Raw genomic sequence first — 22,013 nt, 5'->3', positions numbered from 1 at the left:
CTCCTTCTCGTGATTGCCCGGCCCGCCGCCGCCCCGGGGAGGGGGCGGCGACGGTCCGTTCAACCCTTGGCATACCGCCTAGAAGCGATAGTTGAAGCCGACCGAGAAGGTCCGTCCGTAATTGTTGTAGTCGCGGACGAGATACTCCTCGTTGCGATAGGTCACGAACGGCTCGTTGGTGAGGTTCGACCCCGTGGCGAGGATCGACAGCCCCTCGAGGCTTGAGCCCGGCTGGAATTCGTAACCGATCTGCGCATCGAGCAGCAGCTCGGCTTCGGCGATGTCGAAGTCGCGCGACAGGCTCAGCCCCGACACTTCGGCAAGGAATTCCGAACGATAGCGCGCCGAGACACGCGCCTGGATGCCGTTCTTCTCATAATAGGCCGTGCCGTTGACGACCCATTCGGACAGGCCCGGCAGACGGGTGCTGTCGGCATCTTCGGCCTGCGTCACGTCGCTGTCGGTGTAGCTCCCCGACATGAACACGCCGAAGCCGTCGAGCGAGGGCGAGAGCACCTCGAACGGCAGCGAGCCGGCGAATTCGAAACCATAGACCTTGCCCGACCCGTCATTGCTCCACTGGTTGTTGAACCCACGGAAAATGGCGGGCTCCTGACCGATGTAGGGATAGCCGGTGAAATCGAACTCGGTCTGACGACGATAGATGTAGGTCTCCAGATCTTTGTAGAAGCCCGTCAGCGAGACATAACCGCGCGGCGCGAAATAATTCTCGATCGCGAGGTCGATCGTGTTGGCGATCAGCGGGCGCAGCCTGGCGTTGCCCGTATCCGCGCTCCACGGCGACTGGTTGATGTCGGCGCTGGTCGCCCGCGACTGGTCATAACCGAACCCGCCACCGGGGTTGAGCTGGTCGAGACGCGGACGCGCCAGCACGCGCGCCAGGCCGAGACGCACGAACGTATCGTCCATGACCTCGAAATTGGCGTTCAGGCTGGGCAGGAACTCGGTGTAGGTATCACCGTCGGTCACCGGCTCGAGGATGATGTCATTGTCCACCCGGCGCACGACGAAGCCGTCGGCTTCCTGGTCGGTGTGCACGACCTGCATCCCCACATTGCCGCGCGTCGGCACGCTGCCGAGCATCCAGTCGAAATTATACTGGGCAAAGCCGGTCAGCACCTTTTCGGTGACATCGTAGCGGTTCTTGAAACGATTGACTTCCCAATTGCTCTCGGGGGTCTCGGTGTAGTTACCCGCGCGGTAATAGGCCTTGCTGTCGAACGCGATCAGTCGGTCGATGCCGATGAAGCCCAGCGAGACCGGATCGTAGAGCAACTCCGCGGGGACCGGCGTGTTGGCCGGGAAATTGACATTGGTCAGCAGGTAACCCTCATCGACCAGCTGCTTGTTGCGCACGCTGTAATTGCCGCCAACGCGAAGGCTGTCGGCCATGCCGACTTCCTTCGTGACCTGCGCGCGCAGGCTCATCAGCTCGTCGTCGATGGTCGGGGTGTTGATGAAGCCGTCCTGACAGGTGCCGTCCCCCTCGGGATTGCCGCACCAGGTACGGGGCGCGGTCAGGAAGATGACGCTCGGGTCCGCATAATCGACGGCGGTGTCGAACTGCGGGATGTAATTGTCGTCATAGGTGAAATCGATGTCGTCGAGGATGCCGCCGCTGTCGCCGCGACCCGTGCCGAGATAGATTTCGGCATTGGCCTCGGTCTTGTCGAGGCGCGAATAACCGGCGTCGAGTTCCAACACGAGACCTTCCGACAGGCCATATTGCAGGTTGGCGCCGCCCGCGAAGATCTCGCTGTCGCGATCGACGAAGTCGTTGCGCACCAGCGGCTTCACGTTCGTGAACGTCCCGCTGTCGACAATCCTCGTTTCGGGATCGATGGTAAAACCTTCCTCGATGCCCGCACCGCCCCAGAACAGCGGAATCTCGAGGCCACGCAGAACCTGGTTGTCGTTGAAACGCGACCAGTAACCATCGAGCGTGAGGTGCGCATCTTCGGTCGGCTCGAATTCGAGCACGCCCATCAGGCCGAAGCGGTCGAGCTTGTTCGACTTGATGTAAGGCTTGATACCGCCGAGCCCGTAATTGCCCTCGCCATCGGTCGGATAGCCCCACAGCTGGACGCGCTCTTCAGCGGTCGGGCTGCTCATCAGCGCGGCGCCCACCGCCCAGCCCACCGTGCCCGCCTCGTTAAGGCCGATATAGGACGCATTGGCGCGATAGCCCTTGTTCGAGATATCGGGGTTGATCTCGCCCAGATCGTTCCACTCGTAGCGACCCCCGATCACGAAGGTCTCGCGACCATGGGTCAGCGGACGCACCGTCTTCATGTCGATGGTGCCGCCCAGTGCCTGGCCGATGAGGCTGGCGTCGGGCGTCTTGTAGACGACGGCACCGTTGATCAGCTCGGACGGATACTGGTCGAATTCGACGCCGCGGTTGTTGTTGGCGCTGACCTGTTCGCGCCCGTTGAGCAGCGTCGTCGTGAAGTCGGGTGCGAGACCGCGGATCGACAGCACGTTGGCGCGCCCGTCGAGGCGCTGCGTGGCAAGGCCAGGCAGTCGCGACAAGGTTTCGGCGATCGACACGTCGGGCAACTTGCCGATGTCCTCGGCGCTGACGACTTCGACGATCGAGGTGTTCGACTTCTTGGCCGCGACGGAATTTTCGAGGCTGGCGCGAAGGCCGGTGATGACGATGGCGTCGCCCGGATCGGCATTGGCCGAATCGCTCGGGCCGGTGACGGCATCGGCGTCATCCTGCGTCACTTCATCCTGCGCCTGCGCAAAAGCGGGCTGGGCCAGCACGGTGCCGAGCGCCATCGCGCTGACGGTGACCGCACCACGAAGCATGGTGATCTTCTTCATTTCCTTAGGATCCTCCCCTGGACGGTCGCCGCCTGACTTCGAACGACCTTCATGACGGGGGAGCGTATCGAGGGTGACGGAAATGCGACAGGGGGCGGGGCGTCATGCATTCGTATGCACATACGTATTCACATGGCGTTCAACTGCCGATAGGGTCGGTTGCAGTCCGGCTGATGCCGATTTGTCACGGTGGTTTGATGGTCTCGAAGCGTCCCACGAGTTTCGACATTGCAGCGCTCGCGGGCGTCTCCCAACCCACCGTCAGCCGCGCCCTGTCGGGGAGCCCGGCGGTGTCGGAGGAAACCCGCCGCAAGGTCATCGCGGCGGCCAGCCAGCTCAATTACACCGTCGACAAGAATGCCAGCGGCCTCAGGCGCCGTTCCTCGAACACCATCGCGCTGCTCTTCTTCGAAGACCCCACTCCCGACAACAGCCTCATCAACCCCTTCTACCTCTCCATGCTCGGCAGCTTGGCCCGCGCCGCCGCCGACAAGGGCTACGACCTCCTCATCAGCTTCCAGCAACTCTCCGAGGACTGGCACGTCGATTACGAGGACAGCCACAAGGCCGACGGCATCATCCTCCTGGGCTACGGCGACTATCTCAAGGCTCGCCCCCGGCTCGAGCAACTGGTCGGTCAGGAAACCCATTTCGTGCGCTGGGGCGCGGCCAAGGCAGGGCAGATCGGCACTACCGTCGGCTCCGACAACGATCAAGGCGGCTATCTCGTCGGCAACCATCTCCTCGCGCGCGGGCGGACGAAAGTCGCCTTCCTCGGCCAATCGGACGAAAGCGCGCCCGAATTCCTCGAACGCTATCTCGGCCTTGCCCGCGGATTGGGCGAGAACGGTCATGAGATCATCGCCAGCCATGACGCCATCGCCACCATCGAGGCGGGCGAGATCGCGGCGCGCAATCTCCTCAAGAGTGGCGTCCCGTTCGACGCCATCTTCGCCGCCGCCGATCCCATCGCCATCGGCGCCATGAACGTGCTGCGCGAGGCGGGGCGCTCGGTCCCCGAAGACGTCTCCATCATCGGCTTCGACGACAGCGCCGCCGCTACGCTCACGACGCCTCCGCTGACCAGCGTCTCGCAAAATGTTCGCACCGCGGGCGAGACGCTCATCTCGACGTTGCTCAAGAAAATCGCCAACGAGGCCCCCGACAGCGTCCTCCTGCCGGTCGACCTCAAGGTGCGCGGCTCCTCCTGAGACCACGCCCACGCGCGGCGTGCATACGAATACAGCGTGCGCGCGATTGTCACGCCCCCGCCGTCCTGCCAGTCTCCCCGCCATCCTGGGGAGGATTTAGACATGAACGATCACGCGACCATCTCGCAAAAGCCGCGCCAGAACTGGCTCGGCCTCGCCAATATCAGCTTTGGCTTCTTCGGCATCCAGATCGGCTTCGCGCTGCAGAACGCCAATATGAGCCGCATCTTCCAGACGCTCGGCAGCTCGCTCGACGATTTGCCGGCGCTCTGGGTTGCCGCCCCCCTCACCGGCCTCCTCGTCCAGCCGGTCATCGGCTATATGTCCGACCGCACCTGGCTCGGCCGCCTCGGCCGCCGCCGCCCCTATTTCATCGCCGGCGCCTTTCTCGCCGCGCTGTCGCTCTTCCTAATGCCGCTGGCCCCTGTGCTGCTCATGGCCGCCGTGCTCCTGTGGCTGCTCGACGCCAGCCTCAACATCTCGATGGAGCCCTTCCGCGCCTTCGTCGGCGACATGCTCAGAAAGGACCAGCATACAGCCGGCTACGCCGTCCAGACCGCTTTCATCGGACTGGGCGCGGTCGTCGGCTCGCTCTTCCCCTCGATCATGGACGCGTTCGGCGTCTCAAACGTCGCCGCCGACGGCTCCATCCCCGACACGGTCAAATACAGCTTCTGGTTCGGCGGCGCGGCGCTCTTCCTCGCGGTGCTGTGGACCGTCGTGACCACCAAGGAATATAGCCCTGAGCAGATGGCTGCCTTCGACGGTGCGAGCGAAGCGGACACGGGCGAAACCGTCCGCGCGCTGGCCAGCCGCAACTTCACCGGCGCGCTCGGCTGGATCGGCGGCGGCGCGCTCGTCGCGCTCCTCACCTCGACCTACGGTCTCGAAAAAGAAGTCTACCTCCTCGCTGCGCTGCTCGTCGCCTATGGCCTCGCCTCGATGATCGCCATCACCATGGCCAGAAAGGGCGACAAGCCCACCATGCTCAAGCAGATTGTCGGCGATTTCTCCGGCATGCCGAGCCTGATGAAAAAGCTCGCGCTGGCACAATTCTTCAGCTGGTCGGCGCTCTTCATCATGTGGATCTATACCACCCCTGTGGTCGCTCAGCGCTTCTACGGCACGACCGACAGCGCCACCGCCGCCTTCCAGGACGCGGGCAATTTCGTCGGCGAACTGTTCGCCGTCTACAATGGCGTCGCCGCCGTGGCCGCCCTCTTCCTCCTGCCGTTCCTGTCGAAAGCGGTCGGCAAGGTGAAAACCCACATGATCGGCCTCCTGTGCGGCGCGGCGGGCTATCTCAGCTTCCTCGTCCTTCCCGATGCGCAGTGGCTCTACCTCAGCGAAGTGGGCGTCGGCATCGCCTGGGCCTCGATCCTCGCCATGCCCTACGCCATCCTCGCCAGCGCCCTGCCGCAGGCAAAGCTCGGCATCTACATGGGCCTCTTCAACGTCTTCATCGTCGTGCCACAGCTCATCGTCGCCACCCTGATGGGGAGCGTGCTCAAGGCCTGGTTCCCGACCGAGCCCATCTGGACGATGCTGTTCGCGGGCGGTGTCATGACGCTCGCCGCTTTGTCGATGCTGCGTATCTCGGAGGCGGAGGCCAATGGCGGCGCCGTCGCAGCCTAACCGCCGACCCAGCGCTGCATGTAGCCATACCATTCGACATAGGGTCGCCCCGCCGCATCGCGCGCCGGATTGAAACGCACCCGCTGCTCGACCAGCTGGCAGGTCATCGCGTCGATCTCGGCATCGCCGATCGAGCGATTGACCTTGCAGTCGGTCGCGCGGCCGTCGACCTGCACGCGCACCGCGACCAGCACTGCACCGCCGCGCGGCCAGCGCTTGCGGATGTCCTTGGGATAGTCGCGCGGCGTCAGCGTCGTGCGCGGCACCACGCTCGGCCGCGTGCCGCCGCCACCGCCAAGGCCATCGCCCGAACCGCCCGAACCGGTCCCGTTGCCGACCCCGCCGGCACCCGTTCCGCCTTCGTCCACATCCGACGCGCCCTGCGTCGCCTCGGCCCCGTCATTGGCGACTGGCGCGGCGACCACCGGGGGCGGCACCGGAATGGGCGGCTGGATATCGGGGCGCACCACTTCGGTCGCGGTGCTCTCGACCTGCTTGGCCGAGGCCTCGCCCTCCTCGCGCGGCGTTTCCTCCTTGGGTTCGGGCACTTCTTCGATGATCGGCGGCGGCGGCTCGATCTCGATGTCATAGGTGGTGAGGTCGGGCTGCTGCTCGACCAGCACCTCGATCCCGCCCGCCGTCATCAGCGCGGCGATCGCCGCGCCATGCATCAGCGCGATCGCACCGATCGTCCCGGCCTTCTGCCGCCTGCTCTTGGTTTCACCGTACATGAGGAGCCAACGTTACGGCCCCCGCACGGTTTCACCCCTCAAGCCGCCGCAGGAGCGCCTCGACGATCGCAGTGGCCGCTTCCTCGGGCCCAAGCAGCGTTGTATCGATCTGCACATCGGGCTCCAGCGGCGGTTCGTAGGGGCTGTCGATCCCGGTGAAATTCTTGATCTTGCCCGCGCGCGCCTTGGCATAAAGGCCCTTCACGTCGCGCTCCTCGGCGACCTCGATCGGGGTGTCGACGAAGATCTCGATAAACGTCCCGTCATCGCACATCTCGCGCACCATCTGCCGCTCGGCACGGAACGGGCTGATGAAGGCGGTCAGCACGATCAGCCCCGCCTCGGTCATCAATTTGGCGACCTCGCCGATGCGCCGGATATTCTCGATCCGATCGGCGTCGGTAAAGCCAAGGTCGCGGTTCAAGCCATGCCGCACATTGTCGCCATCGAGCAGGAAGGTGTGCCGCCCGCGCGCCACTAGCTTCTTTTCGACGAGATTGGCGATGGTCGACTTGCCCGCGCCCGACAGGCCGGTGAACCACAGGATCGCGGGCCGCTGGCCCATCTGCAGCGCGCGCGTCTCGCGGTCGATGTCGAGCGCCTGCAGGTGAATGTTCTGCGCCCGCCGCAGCGCGAAGTTGATCATCCCCGCGCCGACCGTCGCATTGGTCATCTTGTCGATGAGGATGAAGCCACCCAATGTCCGATTGGCACTCTCGCCTTCGGGATCGGCATAGGGTTCGAACACCAGGTCGCGATCGGTCGCGATCTCGGCGACGCCAATGTCGTTCAGCTCCAGAGTCTTGGCCGCCATCTGCGCCAGCGTATTGACGTTGACGCGATATTTGGGCGGTTGGATCGTCACCGACACCGTCTGGGTACCGAGCTTGAGCCAATAGGCCCGCCCCGGCAACAGCGCCTCATCGTCCATCCAGACGATGGTCGTCTCGAACTGGTCGGCGCTCTCGGGCGGATCGCCCGCCAGCGCGATCACGTCGCCGCGCGAACAATCAACCTCGTCGGCCAGCGTCAGCGTGACCGACTGTCCCGCGACCGCCTCCTCGAGGTCGCCGCCATGCACCACGATCCGCTCGACCGTGCTGGTCCGTCCCGAGGGCAGCACTCGCACCTTGTCGCCGGGCGTCACGCGGCCCGCCGCCACCTGGCCTGAAAAGCCGCGGAAATGCTGGTTCGGGCGATTGACCCACTGCACCGGCATGCGGAACGGCTTGGCCTGGTTCTCAGCGCTTGCGACCGGCACGCTTTCGAGATGCTCGACCAGCGTCGGCCCCTCGTACCAGGGCGTGTTGGCGGTATCGAGGCTGGCGATATTCGACCCCTCGAGCCCCGACACCGGGATCGCCGTGAACTGCTCGATCCCTACCTTTTTCGCGAACTTGGCATAATCGTCGACGATCTTGTCGAACACGGCCTTGTCATAGGTGACGAGGTCCATCTTGTTCACCGCCAGCACGAAATGCCGGATACCGACGAGGCTCGCCAGATAGCTGTGCCGCTTGGTCTGCTGGAGCACGCCTTTTCGCGCATCGACCAGCAGCACCGCGAGATCCGCCGTCGAGGCGCCCGTCACCATGTTGCGCGTATATTGCTCGTGCCCTGGCGTGTCGGCGACGATGAACTTGCGCTTGTCGGTGGTAAAGAAGCGATAGGCGACATCGATCGTGATGCCCTGCTCCCGCTCGGCCGACAGGCCGTCGACGAGCAGCGCGAAGTCGATCTTCTGTCCCTGCGTGCCCTGCCGTTTGCTGTCCGCCTCGAGGCTCGCCATCTGGTCTTCGAAGATCTGCTGGCTGTCGTAGAGCAGCCGCCCGATCAGCGTCGACTTGCCATCGTCCACGCTGCCACAGGTGATGAAGCGCAAGAGCTCCTTGTTGCGCTGGCGCGTCAGGAAGGCCGAGATGTCCTTCTCGATCAATGCGCGGTCGAGGTCGCCGGGACGAGCCATCTAGAAATAGCCCTCCTGCTTCTTCTTCTCCATCGAGCCCGCACCCGCGTCGCTGTCGATCAGCCGCCCCTGGCGCTCGCTCGTCGTGGTCAGCAGCATCTCCTGCACCACCTTCTCGATCGTGTCCGCCTCGCTCTCGACCGCCCCCGACAGAGGATAGCAGCCGAGCGTCCTGAACCGTACCGAACGCATCTGCGGCTCCTCGCCCGCCTCGAGCCGGAAGCGTTCGTCATCGACCATCAGCAGCATGCCGTCGCGTTCCACCACCGGGCGCTTCTCGGCGAGGTAGAGCGGCACGATCTCGATCCCCTCGGCCATGATATATTGCCAGATGTCGAGCTCGGTCCAATTGGACAGCGGAAAGACGCGCATCGTCTCGCCGCGCGCGCGGCGCACATTGTAGAGGCTCCACAATTCGGGCCGCTGCCTCTTGGGGTCCCAGCGATGCTGCGCCGATCGGAACGAAAAAATGCGCTCCTTGGCGCGGCTTTTCTCCTCGTCGCGCCGCGCCCCGCCAAAGGCCGCGTCGAACTTATAATGGTCGAGCGCCTGCTTGAGCCCTTCGGTCTTCCACAGATCGGTATGCAGCGCGCCATGATCGAACGGGTTGATCCCCCGCTCCACCCCGTCGGGATTGCGGTGGACGAGCAGTTCGATGCCCTCCTCGCTCCCCACCTTCTCGCGCATCGCGTACATTGCCGAGAATTTCCACGTCGTGTCGACATGGAGCAGCGGGAAAGGCAGTGGCCCCGGAAAGAACGCCTTCTTCGCAAGGTGCAGCATCACCGCTGAATCCTTGCCGATCGAATAGAGCATCACCGGGCGTTCGGCCTCGGCCACCGTCTCGCGCAGGATATGGATGCTCTCGGCCTCGAGCCGTTCGAGATGGGTCAGTGCCGCCATGAAGCCTCGGATATGCCCCCGGATAAGCGATGGGCCGGCACTGCCGACCCATCACGCCTTATATTGATGCGCCCTCAGGCCGCCGACTGCGCCTTGATCGCCTCGACCAGCGGATTGAGCCCCTCACCATAACGCTTCCAGCGCTGCACCGAGCTCTTGTAGATGGGCTTGCGAACCTGCGCCACGCTCGCGGTCTTCACCGCCCGCTTGCTCTCGTAGAACTTCAGGCAGTTGGGATCCCAGTCGAGCCCGATGAAGTCGATCAGCTTCTTGGCCTCGGTGTCGATGTCGTCGACCACCTTCTCATACTGGCTGGTGTAGAGCACGCCCTCGGGCAGCACCTCGTTCCAATGGTCCATCAGCTGCTGATATTTGGCGTAATAGCGGCCCAGCTCCTCGAGGTTGTAGCTGTGGGGCATGTCGTCCTTGAACAGCTTGGTGAAGCCCGACAGGCAGGTGTCGACGGGGTCGCGCTGCGTGTTGATGATCTTTGCCTTGGGATAAAGCAGGTGAATGAGCCCGATGAAGAAGAAGTTCGTCAGCAGCTTGTCGGTCACCCGTTTCGCATCGCCCGCCCCTTCGGTCATCCGATTGAGGTAGGTGTTGCCGAGAATCTCCATCTGCTTGGGATTGAGCTTCTCCATCATGTCGGGGAATTTGGGCAGGCTCGGGAAACGGTCGCGCAGCTTGCCCATCGACTGGCTGAAATATTTCACCTCGCCCGCGCCGAACACGTCCTTGTGGGTCGAGATGATCTGCTCGGTCAGCGTCGAGCCCGAACGGGGCATGCCGACGATGAAGACGAGGCGCTCGTTGTCGATCCCCTCGAACTTGCGGTTCTCGAACACCTCCTTGGGGAAGGCGGCGCGAATGGCATCGAAGAAGCCGTGCGTCTCATCCTCATTATAGTTAAGCTGGGCGCGCTTCATCTTGCCGCCGAGAATATAATGCTCGAGCGCGCGCTCATGCTCGCCGCGGTCGGCCAGCGCCTTGGCATAAGCGAAGTGCAGCGCCAGCATGCCCGGCGCCTCGGGGTTCTTCACCCGCTTCATGATCCGGTCCATGCCGTCGAACAGCTCGTCTTCTTCCTTGAAGTTCACGAGATCGCCGAGATTGGCGTAGGCGCCGATGAGATTGGGGTTCTTCGCCAGCGCGCTAAGGATATGCTCGCGCGCCTCGTCGAGTCGACCGACCGATTTCAGCGCGATGCCATAGAAGTTGCGCGCTTCGGGATGGTCGGCATTTTCCTCCAATGCCGTTTCGAGCCTTTCGATCGCTTCCTCGCATCGGTCGGTCTCGTGCAACAGCTGGCCCATCATGGTCAGCGCCTCGACATTCTTGGGCTCGCGCCCGATCACGAAGCGCAGCGCCTGTTCGGCGGCCTGGTGCGCATTGCGACCCATCTGGATACGCGCTGTCAGTAGCAGCGTGGCCACGTCCTGCGGCGCGAATTTCAGCGTTTCGGCGAGAATGCGCAGCGCATCCACATCCTTGTTCTCGGCATGGTAGAGGCTCGCCAGATTGTTGCGCGCCTCGATATATTGGGGCGACTGCTGGATCGCCTTGCGCATCGCATGCTCGGCCTCTTCCTTCTGCCCCTTGGCCTGCAGCAGCGTGCCGAGATTGTTATACGCCTCGGGATAGATTTCGCGATAGGTGAGCGCGTCCTGATAGGCCTCGATCGCCTCGTCATTCTTGCCCGCGAGCCGCAGGACGTTGCCGAGGTTGTTGAGCGCCTCGCTCATCTCGGGCTTCAGCTCGATGGCCTTGCGATAATGTCCGATCGCATCCTTGAAGCGCTTCTGGTCGAAGGCGATGATGCCGAGGTTGTTATGCGCCTGCGCATTGTCGGGGGTCAGCGCGACCGACTGTTCGAGCGCTTCCTTGGCCTCGTCGAGTTGGCCCTGCTGGCGCAGCAGTTCGCCGAGATTGGCATGATAGCTCGACGCCTTGGGGGTGATCTTGATGGCGCGGCGCACCGCTTCGATACCCTCGTCCCGTTTGCCGCGCGCGAACAGCGTCACGCCGAGGATATTGTGCGCATCGGCCATGCCGGGACGCGCCTCGACGATCTGGCGGCACACCCGCTCGGCCTGGTCGTATTTGCCCTGCCCATAAAGCTTTCCCGCCATCTCGACGGCCTTGATCGGGGTGACGTTGACCTTGCCGGTCTGTGCGCCCGAAATGGCCTGCTCGACATTCTCGACGGGGGCCTTGGCCGCCTTCGCCTGCGCGGCGCTCTGCTTCGCCTTGGCGGCCTTGGCGGCGCCTTGCTTGGAGCCGGGGGTCTTGGTCTTGGCTTTGGTCATGATGCTACTCTCGACTGTCAAAAGGTCGAACGAGGAGCCCCGAGCGGCCCCCCGATCCGCTTGGCTCCAATAAAGGGCTTTTGCCGAGGCGTTGCAACCTCCCGCGCGGCCTCCGGCGCGGCTTTGACGCAAAAAAGTTTGATTAGCCTCGGTTAGCGGTAGCGTTCCGGCCCATGGCCAAGGCTCTACTCATCGGACGGGTCCGCATCGGCGCGCTCTGCCAGCATCCGGGGCGGCATCTATCGTCCATGCGACGAGATCGGCCGCGCGAGCCCTGCATATTCCCGCGAGCCCTGCCTATCCCCGCATCCTCCGGCGGCTTCGACGCAACACGGTCTGCTTAGCCACGGCTTGGGGAAGCGTAACGACGAACGGGAAGGCCCCACCCGTCGCGCAAGTCCGCACCCTCCCGCTCTGCCTGAGCCCGAGGAAGCCTCCATCTTGTGCTTAGGGTACGATCGAACCCGCGAGCCCTGCTCATCCCCGCGAGCCCGGCGCCTCCTCTCGCGGCTTCGACGCAAGGCAGTTTGCTTTGCCACGGCCAAGCGAGGCGTTCCGACCGACCGGGGCAAGGCCCCCACCCGTCGCGCAAGTCTGTGTCGTTTCGCTCGATCTCCACAAGGAAACTTCGATATTATCCATGGTGCAGGATCGACCGTGAGCCCTGCCGACCTCCACCGCGACCCACGGCCGCTTTGAAGCAATGTGTTTGATCATTCTCGGCGTGGGGGAGCATTCCACCCGTCAGGCGAGATCCCATGCGTTGCTCCTCCCCCGCCTCGGCTCGCTCGCCCTGCATCCGCGCGCCTCCCGTCTTCATCCATGAGGCGAGTTCAATCCCGCGTGTCCTACGCCTCCCCGCGCGCCTTGGCTCTTCCTCCGCAAGGCCCCGCATTCCTCCGCACGCTCTACGGCCCTCAGTGGGCCCTGCCCTGCTCCCGAATGCCCTCCGGATCACCATCCATCATGCGGGCTGTAGTCCAAGGGAAAAGGCCGTCCACTGAAGGAGCCGGCCTCCGTCTTTTCAAAGCCTTCTGGCCCGTCGCTTAGCCGCATTTCGGTTCCGGGGTGGGCGGCGGCGGCGGCGGCGGCGGCGGCGGGCACTGCTCGCTCGCTAGGATCACCGTGCCGTCGGGGCAAGTGATGGTTGCCGGAGGCGCACACTCCACGGATTCAAGTGCCTCCTTCAGACAATCGGACAAGGAAAAAGGCCGACCCCTGAAGGAGCCGGCCTCTTTCTTTTCCAAGCCTTGCGGCCCGTCGCTTAGCCGCGTTCCGGTTCCGGAGCGGGCGGCGGCGGCGGCGGCGGCGGCGGCGGCGGCGGGCACTGCTCGCTCGCCAGGATCACCGTGCCGTCGGGGCAGGTGATGGTTGCCGGAGCCGGCGGCGGGGGCGGCGGGGGCGGCGGGGGCGGCGGCGGCGGTGCCACCTCGACCCGGCTGCCTCCGAGCGGGAGCCGGACGCGGAAGTTACCCGCGTGGCTCTCGCGTGCCCCGTTGAACAGCGCCTGGTAGCTGATCTGCAGGTCGGCGCGACCGACCTTGCCACCCAGCGCCACGCCGATCAGCGCGCTGTCACGCTCTTCCCAGGTCGACACGATGTCGAACGGGCACTGCGACTGGTCGCACAGATAGCCGGTGAAGCCGGTGCGCTGGTCGCCGTAGAGGTGACGCCACCCGAGATCGAGCTCGGCGATGATCCCGCCGATATCGGCCGCGAACTTGCCGCCGATCGTCGAGTAGGTGCGGCTCTCGTCGATGTCGGCGATGGTCAGGTTCGCACCCGGCAGGCCGCTTTCCGAGAAACCATCGACGTTGGTCGAGACATGGTCGAGGTGCGCATAAGGCGTCGCAACCGCGGTCTCCGAGAAGGCGATGTGGTAGCCGACATGCGCGCCCAGCGTCCACTGGGTGAGGTCGGTATCGCCCACCACATTGCCGCCGAAGCTGCCGATCGAGATGTTGCGCGAGGCGTCGACATCGTACCAGCCATAGCTGCCGAGCAGCTTGGCGTACGGGCCGCTACCCGTGTCGTAACCGACATAGGCACCAAGCGCATAACCGTCCGCATCGATCTCGGTCGCCCCGAGATTGTCGAACTCGAGGTCGTTGCCGACCTTCGCGACCGAAATCCCGGCGAAGCTGCCCGGCGAAAGCGCGAACTGCGCCCCGATGAGCGCGGTCCAACGGTCCGCGTCATAGCCGAAGCCTTCGAGGTCCTCGTCGTTGCCGAGCGTCTGGTAATCGAGGCTACCGAACAGGGTCACCCCGGTGCGGTCCTCGCAGAGCCACGGCACTTCGCAATCCGACATGTTCGAGAGGATCTCGTTGTAGCGGACGCCGTAGCTGTGCATCGACTGAACGAAGCTGGCATATTCCGCACCGGTCAGCTGGTCGAGCGCGACGAGGTAATCGGCCTCGTTGTCGATCTCGAGCAGCGCCACCGCGAGTGCCGCCGAACCACCCGTCAGGTCGGTCCCGTAGAAGCATTCGATCGCTTCGGCGAGGCTCATCTGGTTCATGCTCTGGAAGCCGAAGCTGTCGAAGGCATTGCGGGCAAAGCCGAGGTCGACGTTGTTCTCCGCGTCGTAGATGCACTCCAGCGTCAGGAAGATGCTGTCGGCAAAGTCTTCGACCCCGCAGCTGTCGAACTGGCCGTTACGAACATCCGCTTCGATCACATTGTCGAAGAAATATTCGTCCTCGTAGAGCCCGTTTTCGATGAGCGGCCGCACCAGCAGCGTCCCGTCGAGGTTCGCCGTGTTGGTGAAGATCTGCGGATAGCTCGCCTCGGCCACCGCCGGATCGACATCGACCGGCAGGTTGTAGATGAGCGTACCGCCATCGGACATGTTGAACTCGTCGACATAGACCTGCGCCGGCCCGACATACATGTCGGGGTTGGTGTAGGGATCATCGACGAGGAACAGCGCGCCGCCATCGAGGATGTTGAGCGTGCCCACATACTCCATGTCGGGATTGATGATCCCGTCGAACGCCGTCTCGCCATCGTCGACATTGATCACGTCGCCATCCTGGATGTGGATGTCGCCGTAGATCGAGCCGTCACCCAGCAGGTTGAGCGTCGAGTTGCCGTCGAGGCCCGAGACATCGACCGCCATGCCACGCGTGAAGGTCGCGCCATCGTCCACGCTCTCGCGAACCTGGATGAAGCCGCCGTCGTTGGTGAAGACGAAGGTGCTGTCGCCATCCGTCCCACGGTCGTCGACGAGGACACCATTGGCCTCCGCCTCGCCGCCGCCGGCCGTCCAGGCATCGACGATGAGCGAGCCCGAGTTGGTCACATCCGCCTGGATGTCGTTGCCGGCCAGGAAGATCCCGGTAGCGTTCGCCGCCGAAGCGTAGGTGGTGTTGGTGACCGTGGTCATCGCCACCGGACCGGTCGCAGCCGTCGCGGTGGTTAGGAGGCCGCCGGTCGTGAGCTGCACGCCGCCCGAGGTCACGGGGACCATCGAGGTGCTGGTGCTCGAGCCGGCACCGCGAGCGATCGCCGCCACCGTCATGTTGCCCGAGTTGGTCACCGTCACGGCGAGATCGGCAAGGTCGGTGAACGGAACCACGCTGGTGCCGCCACCGGTAGTGGTGATCACCGTCGTGCCAAGAGCGGTCCCCGACGCCGAGATGTTCATCCCGAACGCCGTCGCATTGGCGACACCCGCCGAGGCGGAAGCGATAGCCGTCGCGCCGATCGTCCCGCCATTCTGGGCAAGGACGCTGCCATCGGCGCCGAGATCGGCGTGATAGGCAACCGCGAAGGCGTCGGCCGAAGCGGCATGGACCGCGCTGGCCACCGCGTCGATCGACCCGTCATTGTCGAGGGTGAGCGAGCCGCCCTCCGCGAGCGACTGATAGACCGCCGAGGCCGTGGCTTCGGCGCTACCGTCGGTGCCGGTCGCGCTGGCATTGGCCGAGGCGAGCACCGCACCGCTGTTGGTCAGCGCGATCGCGTCGACACCCTCGATGCCGATCTGCGTGATGCCATAAGCATAGGCACCCACATAGGCCGTCGAGCTGGCCGAGGCGAAGGCCGAAGCCAGCGCCGAGACGTCGCCGCTATTGGTGATCGAGGCGCTGCCCGAACCATCGACAAACTGGGCGATGCCCTGCGCGGTGGCATAGGCCGAGGCCGTCGCACCCGCAGCACTCGCGGCCATGTCGACCGAGACCGAACCGCTATTGTCGATGAAGGCGTTGGCCGTCGCGCCGTTTGCGGTCTGGAGGATGCCATAGCCCTGGGCATAGGCATCGGCCTCATCGGCTGCACCGGCCACCACGACACCCGACAACGAGATCGACCCGCTGTTGGTGATCGAGGCATAGGCCGAGGAGGCCGAAACGCTCTGATCGACCGCGGTGGCCTGGAGCGAGGCCGAGGCATCGCCCGTCGCGTTGACGACCGTGGTGGTCGCCACCGGACCCGTCGCCGAGGCCACCGTGGTCAGAAGGCCGCCCGTGGTGACCTGGATACCACCCGAGGTGACCGGGACGTTGGCCGTCGTCGTGCCATCGGCATAGGCGCTGACGGCAGCGACCATCGAGAGCGATCCGCTATTGTTGATCGTCGCCGAGCCCGCATCGTCGGCCGAGACATACTGGTCGATCCCCGACATCGAAGCGTCGGCATCCGCATCGGTCAGACCCGAAGCGAGCGCCACGACCGACTGATCGATCAGACCGCTATTCTTGATGACGGCCGTCGCGTCGCCATCAGCATAGACCTCCTGATCGATCGCGCGAACTTCGACGTCCGCATCCGCATCGGATTGCGAGGCATAAGCGAAGGCGCTGATGTCCTGGTCGATCGAATTGCTGTTGTCGATCGAACCGAAGGCCGCCACCGCGACCGGCGTGGAGGCCGAGCCCCCGCTGGTCAGGGTGGAGAAGCTCTGGGCCGTCACATACTGATCGATGGCGTCATAACCCGACGCTTCGGCGCTCGCGTCCGCAGCACTGGCCGTCGCGGCGGCCGCCATGGCGACGGTGCCGGCATTGACGATCACACCGCTGGCAGAGCCTGCCTCACCCGAAATGTACTGATACAGCCCATCCGAAGCGGCCGCGTAGGCCTCCGCGTCGGTCTGGCCGTTCGCAACCGCCGTTGCCGACAGCGAGATCGAGCCGTTGTTCACCATCGAGCCGTTGGCCGCGTCGCCATAGGCATATTGGTCGAGGCCTTCGAGCGACGCACTCACGTCGGCCGAACCTCCGTCCATCGTGTCGGAGACGTTGCCCGACGCCAGCGCGACAGCGATCACCGTCCCGTCATTGACGAACATGGCGCTGGCAAGGCCTTCGGTGGCCGAGGCGGTCTGCGTCCCGACGTCGATTTCCGCGTCGACATCGGCCGTCGTGCCGCCATTGGCGATTGCGGAGGCGTTCATGGTGATCGAGCCGCTATTCGCGAAGCTCACCATGGCGGGCGTGTCTTCGCCGGTGGCGTCGGCACGCTGCTCGATGCCGTCGATTTCGGCGTTGGCGTCCGCGCTTTCCGGCGCGGTGGCATTCGCCGCTGCGAGCACGACGATCGTTCCGCTATTGTTGAAATCGGCAAGCGCCATCGCGGTGCTGCCGCCATCGGCATCGACATCCTGGTCGACGACCGAGACGGTCGCGCTGGCTTCCGCGCTACCCGTCAGGAAGGTGTTGGTCACCGTCGTCGATCCGGTACCGGTCGTCGGCACCATCATGGTGGTGGTCGACGTGCCGTTGGCGAGCGCATTGGCCACCGCGTTCAGCGTGATGCTGTTCGAATTGTCGAACATCACGGCGGCATTGGTGCCGTCCGCATCCTGTTCGAACGCATCGATGTTGGCGGTCGCATCGGCGGTGCTCCCCGTCGCCTGCGCATTGGCGCTGGCGAGGATCACACCGTCATTGTCGATCATCGCATAGGCGTCGCCCGAGCTCGCGTCGACATTCTGGTCGATCAGCTGGCCTTCGGTGCCGATCGAAGCGGTCGCTTCGGCCGACGTGCCGCCCAGCGCGGTCGCGCTGATATTGGCAAGGATGCTGCCCGAATTGACGACGACGGCTGACGCATTGCCCGTGGTCGCCGTCGCCGACTGGAGCACGCCCGCGCCGAGATAGGCTTCGGCCGACGCTTCGCCGATTGCCGAGGCAAGCGCCTGGACATCGATGTCGACGAGGCCGCTATTGTTGAAGTTGGCCGCTGCATCGCCGCTCGAGGCGTAGGCGAACTGGCCGATGGCATAGCCATTGGTCGCATTCGCGCTCGCGGTGATACCGATCGCCGTCGCTTCCGCGCTCTGGATGATCGAGCCGCTGTTCGAAAGCGAGACGCTCGCGCCCGTCGACGTGACCGCGAGCGGCCCCAACGGGAGGGGCGGTCCGAGGATCGTACCCGACGCTTCGTTCGACGCGAACTGGTAGATGCCCGCCATATAGACGTTGGCGGTCGCTTCGGCTTGGGTGCCCGACTCGGTCGCATTGGCGCTCGCAAACGCTTCACCGACGACCGAGATCAGGCCGCCATTCTGGATCTGGGCGATCGCCAGCGCGCTCGACGCTTCGGCTTCCTGGTTGATGGCCGCATAGCCCTCGGTGCCGATCGTGACGTCGGCCTCCGCCGAACCGTCGCCGCTGGTGACGAGCGCATCGGCGCCGACAAAGGCGGAGATGACACCGTCATTGTCGATCAGGGCTGCCGCATCACCGAGTGCGGCCGACGCATCCTGCCAGATGATCGCTTCGAGGGTGCCCTCGGCCTCGGCCGACTGGTCGTCGACCGCATTCGCCTGCAGCGAGACATCGATGCTGCCTTCGCTGTCGGCGACGTAGCTCACATTGGCGCTGGCGCCGTCGGCGTCCTGCTGAACGATCGTGCCCGCAAAGGCCTGCGCCGTGACTTCGGCACCGCTGTCCGCCGTGGCGGCACCCGTCACCGAGGCAAGGCCGTCGACGACGATCGAGCCGTTATTGACGATCCGCGCCGTCGCCGCATCGCCGCCGATCACACCCGTGCTGTTGGCGGTCTGAACGATCACGCTGTTGATGAACAAGTCGGCATCGGCCGAGCTCGAACCCGAGGCGAAGGCGTCCACGTCGATGTTCACGAGCCCGTCATTGACGAGGCTCGCGAGCGCGGGACCTTCAGTGGCGCTGGCCGACTGGAAGATCGCATTGTTCGCATGGGCTTCGACTTCGTTCGAACCGCTGGCGAACGCGACGAGGGACAAGGTGCCCGCGTTGCTGATCATGGCCGTCGCGGTTTCACCGTCGGCCTGCTGCCAGAGCCCGATGCTCGCCGTCGCCTGCGGGCTGTCGAAAATCTGCGTGGCAACGGCCGAAGCCGACACCAGGATCGAGCCTTCATTCTCGATCATGGCAACGGCGGCGCCGCCGGCATCCACGAATTGGGCAATGCCCGCATAGGCGCCGGCATTGGCATCGCTGCCCGAAGCCATGGCCACCACGCTGATCGACCCGTTATTGTCGGCCATCGCCATGGCATCGGAAGCACCGTCGGCGCGCTGGATGTTACCCCAGGCATCCGCCTGCGCGAAGCCGCCCGAGCTCGCCATTGCGGTGGCGCGGACCGAAATGGACGCATCGGTCCCGGTCGTGCCGGTACCCGTGCCCGTGCCGGTACCAGTACCCGTGCCGGTCGCGGTCGCTTCGATCCCGTTGATCAGCGAGACGCTCGCATTGCCGACGCCTTCACCGGTGCTCGCGCTCGCGAACTGGTCGATGCCGTTGGCGAACGCATCGGCATCGCCGCCACTCGTCGCCGACGCATAAGCGGTCAGGTTGATCGAGCCTTCGTTGGTCACGTTGGCAACCGCATTGGTCGACCCGTTCACATTCTGCTCGATCCCGCCGAGACGGCCGCTGAGGACCGTGCCGGTAACCAGACCCACATTGGCGACAGCATCGCCACTCGAGGTGGCCGAAGCCGACGCCAGCACCGAAATCGTGCCGACGTTCTCGATCGAACCGACCGCCGAATCGCCATCCACGTCCTGATTGATCGCCCAGGCGAGCGCCGCAGCGTCACCGCCATCACCGGCAGTCGCGTTCACATCGACATCGAGGAGACCGCCATTGTCGACCGAGGCGAACGCGGTCGAGCCGCTGACTTCCTGGCTGACGCCCAGGCCGTTGGCCGCGGCACTGCCGCTCGCCGCGTCGGCGTTGACGTCGAGAACGAACGCGCCGTCATTGTTGAACTGGGCCGCGACATCGATGCCCGAGCCCTCCTGCATTGCACCGAGGGCGATCGCATTCGCACCGAGCGAGGCGCTGGCCGACACGTCGATGTCGATCGAGCCCTCGCTGTCGTTGGAGATCATCAGATCGACGTCGCCGCCATTGCCGAAATTGGCGAGGCCGGCCGCGAGCTGCGCACCCGCGCTCGCACCATCGGCCATCACGTCGATGGCAATGTCGCCGCTGTTGACGATGTCCAGATTGACGCTGCCGCTTTCGCTGGCGCTGGCCGCATTCCAGATCGCGCCACCGATGATCGCCGCATTGGCGCCATCGGGGGCCATCGCCATCACGTCGATGTCGATGGAACCGTCATTGTTGATGCTCGCGCTCGCCGTTTCGGCGATCACGCTGCCCGAAGCGGAACCGACCACCTGCGCGATCCCGCCGAAGATGCCCGCGCTGGCATTGCCGGCGGCCGCGTCGGCCGAGGCGACGACGCTGATCGAGATCGATCCGTCATTGTCGAGATCGAGATCGCCGCTGTCGACGTCGCGCGCTTCCTGATAGACGAGCCCGACCGGGAAGGCGATCTGCTGGGCCAGCGCATTCGCGTTCGACGATGCCTCGGCGATCGCGCTCATGCCGACGTTGATCGCACCGTCGCTGTTGTTCTCGATGGCGAGGTTGGCATCGCCCACGCCATTTGCGGCCTGCACCACGCCCGCGATCATTTGAGCCTGCGCATTGGCCGTCGCTGCCAGCGTGCTCGTGCCGACATAGCCCGCGTCGGCGACGACATTCACGTCGATCATGTCATCGTTGATCAGCCCGATGTTCGCCGTGTCATAGTCGATCGCCTGCTGCACCATGCCCGCATTGAGCCCGGCATTGGCGTTGGCGACCACGCCGTCGGCGACCGCGTCGACGTCGATCAGGATCGCGCCCGCATTGTCGACCACCAGCGAGGCCAGCTCGCCGCCGCCATTCGCTTCCTGGTGGACCCCGACGCCAGCCACGACCGCCGTCGCATTGGCGGTGCCGACCGGCGCGACGGCCTGCGCGTCGACGTCGATGTTGATCTGCGAGGGATAGAGGTCGTCCGTGCCGGCTTCCTGCACCATGATGTCGAGATCGACATTGGTACCCTGCCCCGACTGGAGGACGGCGAATTGCGTGATCACCGCGAGCGCACTGGCATCGCCCTGCTCGCTGGTCAGCCCGGCGGTCGAGGTGTTGAGATTGACGGCCGAGGCCGACACCTGCACGCCGAAATCGCCGCCGATGTTGATCAGCTGGGCGACATCCTCGCCGTTACCCTGCTGAGCCAAGGCATAATCTTGGATGATGGCCGTTGCGGCAACGGGAGCCGCGAAGGAGCCGGTCACGACCAGCTGCGAGGTGACGTCCGCCCCGCTCCCGGTCGTCAGGATGGGGCCGGTGCCCGCCGTCAGCGTCGCGGTATTGCCGCCGCCAGTCGTGACCGCGCCGGTCACCGTGGTCTGCGTGGCGAAACCGTCGCCCGCGATCCGTGCAATGGCGACGATGTCCGCTTCGCCAGGGTTGAGCGAGCCCGAGGTCGCATTGTTGAGATTGGCGACCAGGGTCACGTCGCCGCCCGTGGTGCCGGTGCCGAGCGCCACGCCCGTCTGGAGAATCTGTCCGTTGCCGACCGAATTGACGACCGCGCTCACCTGGTTGCGCTGCGCGTCGCTGGTCGAGGTCGCCGTGGCGCCGAGCGAATCATAACCTGCGGTATTGACCACGCCGCACGAGTTGATGAGCGGCGGATCATCGCAAATGAGACCAATCTCGATGACGTCGAACGCATTATCGTCGACATCGAAGCTATAGCCGCCATCGTCGATAATCAGCGTATCGGCATGCGCCGGCATGGCGAGACCGATCGAGGCCAGCGAGGCCCCCGTGAGCAGCGTTACGCGCGTGGTCAGATTAGTCATCAGTAATATTCCCCTGTTCGGCCCCCGGACCGGAGCCATTTGGAACCCATCGTTTGGGCCACCTTCCCGACAACGCCTCCAACAGGAAGCGCGCACCGAGCCGGGGGCAAGCCGCACGACATAGCATTTCAGCCCTATCCTCATCCGCGACGCGACGCAACAGGCTCCTGCGCGAAATCGCTAATATGGATTAGCTTTTTTCTGGGAACTTTTCTCGACCATGGCGGTTTTGTGCGGTTTTTCGTTTCGCCCTCCTCGCCC

8 protein-coding genes are annotated in these 22,013 nt (G+C 64.7%); 2 read left to right on the top strand and 6 right to left on the bottom strand.

The genetic code is table 11. The features are described 5' to 3' along the window. Positions 1–78: 78 nt before the first annotated feature. Positions 79–2,850: a TonB-dependent receptor gene (locus NUW51_RS00120; protein ID WP_265561661.1), complete on the bottom strand. Its 2,772-nt coding sequence runs from the start codon at positions 2,848–2,850 to the stop codon at positions 79–81. Between the two features lie 197 nt (positions 2,851–3,047). On the opposite strand from NUW51_RS00120, the gene NUW51_RS00115 reads away from it, so the two are divergent. Together NUW51_RS00115 and NUW51_RS00110 are read left to right on the top strand one after the other, a co-directional pair. Further along, positions 3,048–4,061: a LacI family DNA-binding transcriptional regulator gene (locus NUW51_RS00115; protein ID WP_265561660.1), complete on the top strand. Its 1,014-nt coding sequence runs from the start codon at positions 3,048–3,050 to the stop codon at positions 4,059–4,061. Positions 4,062–4,163: 102 nt separating this feature from the next. After that, positions 4,164–5,696 carry an MFS transporter gene (locus NUW51_RS00110; RefSeq protein ID WP_265561659.1) on the top strand — a complete coding sequence of 511 codons (1,533 nt, stop codon included), beginning with the start codon at positions 4,164–4,166 and terminating at the stop codon, positions 5,694–5,696. Here NUW51_RS00110 and NUW51_RS00105 read toward each other — a convergent pair. The 5 genes from NUW51_RS00105 to NUW51_RS00085 form a co-directional block, all read right to left on the bottom strand. Then, positions 5,693–6,427, bottom strand: a complete 735-nt coding sequence (locus tag NUW51_RS00105; protein ID WP_265561658.1) for an energy transducer TonB — start codon at positions 6,425–6,427, stop codon at positions 5,693–5,695. The two genes, NUW51_RS00110 and NUW51_RS00105, sit on opposite strands and share 4 nt — an antisense overlap. A 31-nt stretch (positions 6,428–6,458) precedes the next feature. Beyond that, complete coding sequence (cysN, locus tag NUW51_RS00100) at positions 6,459–8,393, bottom strand: sulfate adenylyltransferase subunit CysN (RefSeq protein WP_265561657.1); 1,935 nt, start codon at positions 8,391–8,393, stop codon at positions 6,459–6,461. Further along, positions 8,394–9,296: a sulfate adenylyltransferase subunit CysD gene (gene cysD / locus NUW51_RS00095; RefSeq protein WP_265561656.1), complete on the bottom strand. Its 903-nt coding sequence runs from the start codon at positions 9,294–9,296 to the stop codon at positions 8,394–8,396. Positions 9,297–9,370: 74 nt separating this feature from the next. Beyond that, positions 9,371–11,605, bottom strand: coding sequence for a tetratricopeptide repeat-containing sulfotransferase family protein (locus NUW51_RS00090; protein ID WP_265561655.1), 2,235 nt, complete (start codon positions 11,603–11,605; stop codon positions 9,371–9,373). 1,264 nt (positions 11,606–12,869) lie between these two features. Then, positions 12,870–21,752 carry an autotransporter outer membrane beta-barrel domain-containing protein gene (locus NUW51_RS00085; protein ID WP_265561654.1) on the bottom strand — a complete coding sequence of 2,961 codons (8,883 nt, stop codon included), beginning with the start codon at positions 21,750–21,752 and terminating at the stop codon, positions 12,870–12,872. Positions 21,753–22,013 lie beyond the last annotated feature (261 nt).

Source organism: Sphingomicrobium arenosum (assembly GCF_026157085.1).
Lineage (GTDB): Bacteria > Pseudomonadota > Alphaproteobacteria > Sphingomonadales > Sphingomonadaceae > Sphingomicrobium > Sphingomicrobium arenosum.
This window is presented reverse-complemented; position numbering and strand designations above follow the sequence as displayed.

What these genes read in the sequence shown, in the direction of transcription:
- NUW51_RS00115 (WP_265561660.1), top strand. Translation starts at nt 3,048, where the DNA reads ATGGTCTCGAAGCGTCCCACGAGTTTCGACATTGCAGCGCTCGCGGGC.
- cysN (WP_265561657.1), bottom strand. Translation starts at nt 8,393, where the DNA reads ATGGCTCGTCCCGGCGACCTCGACCGCGCATTGATCGAGAAGGACATC.
- NUW51_RS00105 (WP_265561658.1), bottom strand. Translation starts at nt 6,427, where the DNA reads ATGTACGGTGAAACCAAGAGCAGGCGGCAGAAGGCCGGGACGATCGGT.
- NUW51_RS00085 (WP_265561654.1), bottom strand. Translation starts at nt 21,752, where the DNA reads ATGACTAATCTGACCACGCGCGTAACGCTGCTCACGGGGGCCTCGCTG.
- NUW51_RS00120 (WP_265561661.1), bottom strand. Translation starts at nt 2,850, where the DNA reads ATGAAGAAGATCACCATGCTTCGTGGTGCGGTCACCGTCAGCGCGATG.
- NUW51_RS00090 (WP_265561655.1), bottom strand. Translation starts at nt 11,605, where the DNA reads ATGACCAAAGCCAAGACCAAGACCCCCGGCTCCAAGCAAGGCGCCGCC.
- cysD (WP_265561656.1), bottom strand. Translation starts at nt 9,296, where the DNA reads ATGGCGGCACTGACCCATCTCGAACGGCTCGAGGCCGAGAGCATCCAT.
- NUW51_RS00110 (WP_265561659.1), top strand. Translation starts at nt 4,164, where the DNA reads ATGAACGATCACGCGACCATCTCGCAAAAGCCGCGCCAGAACTGGCTC.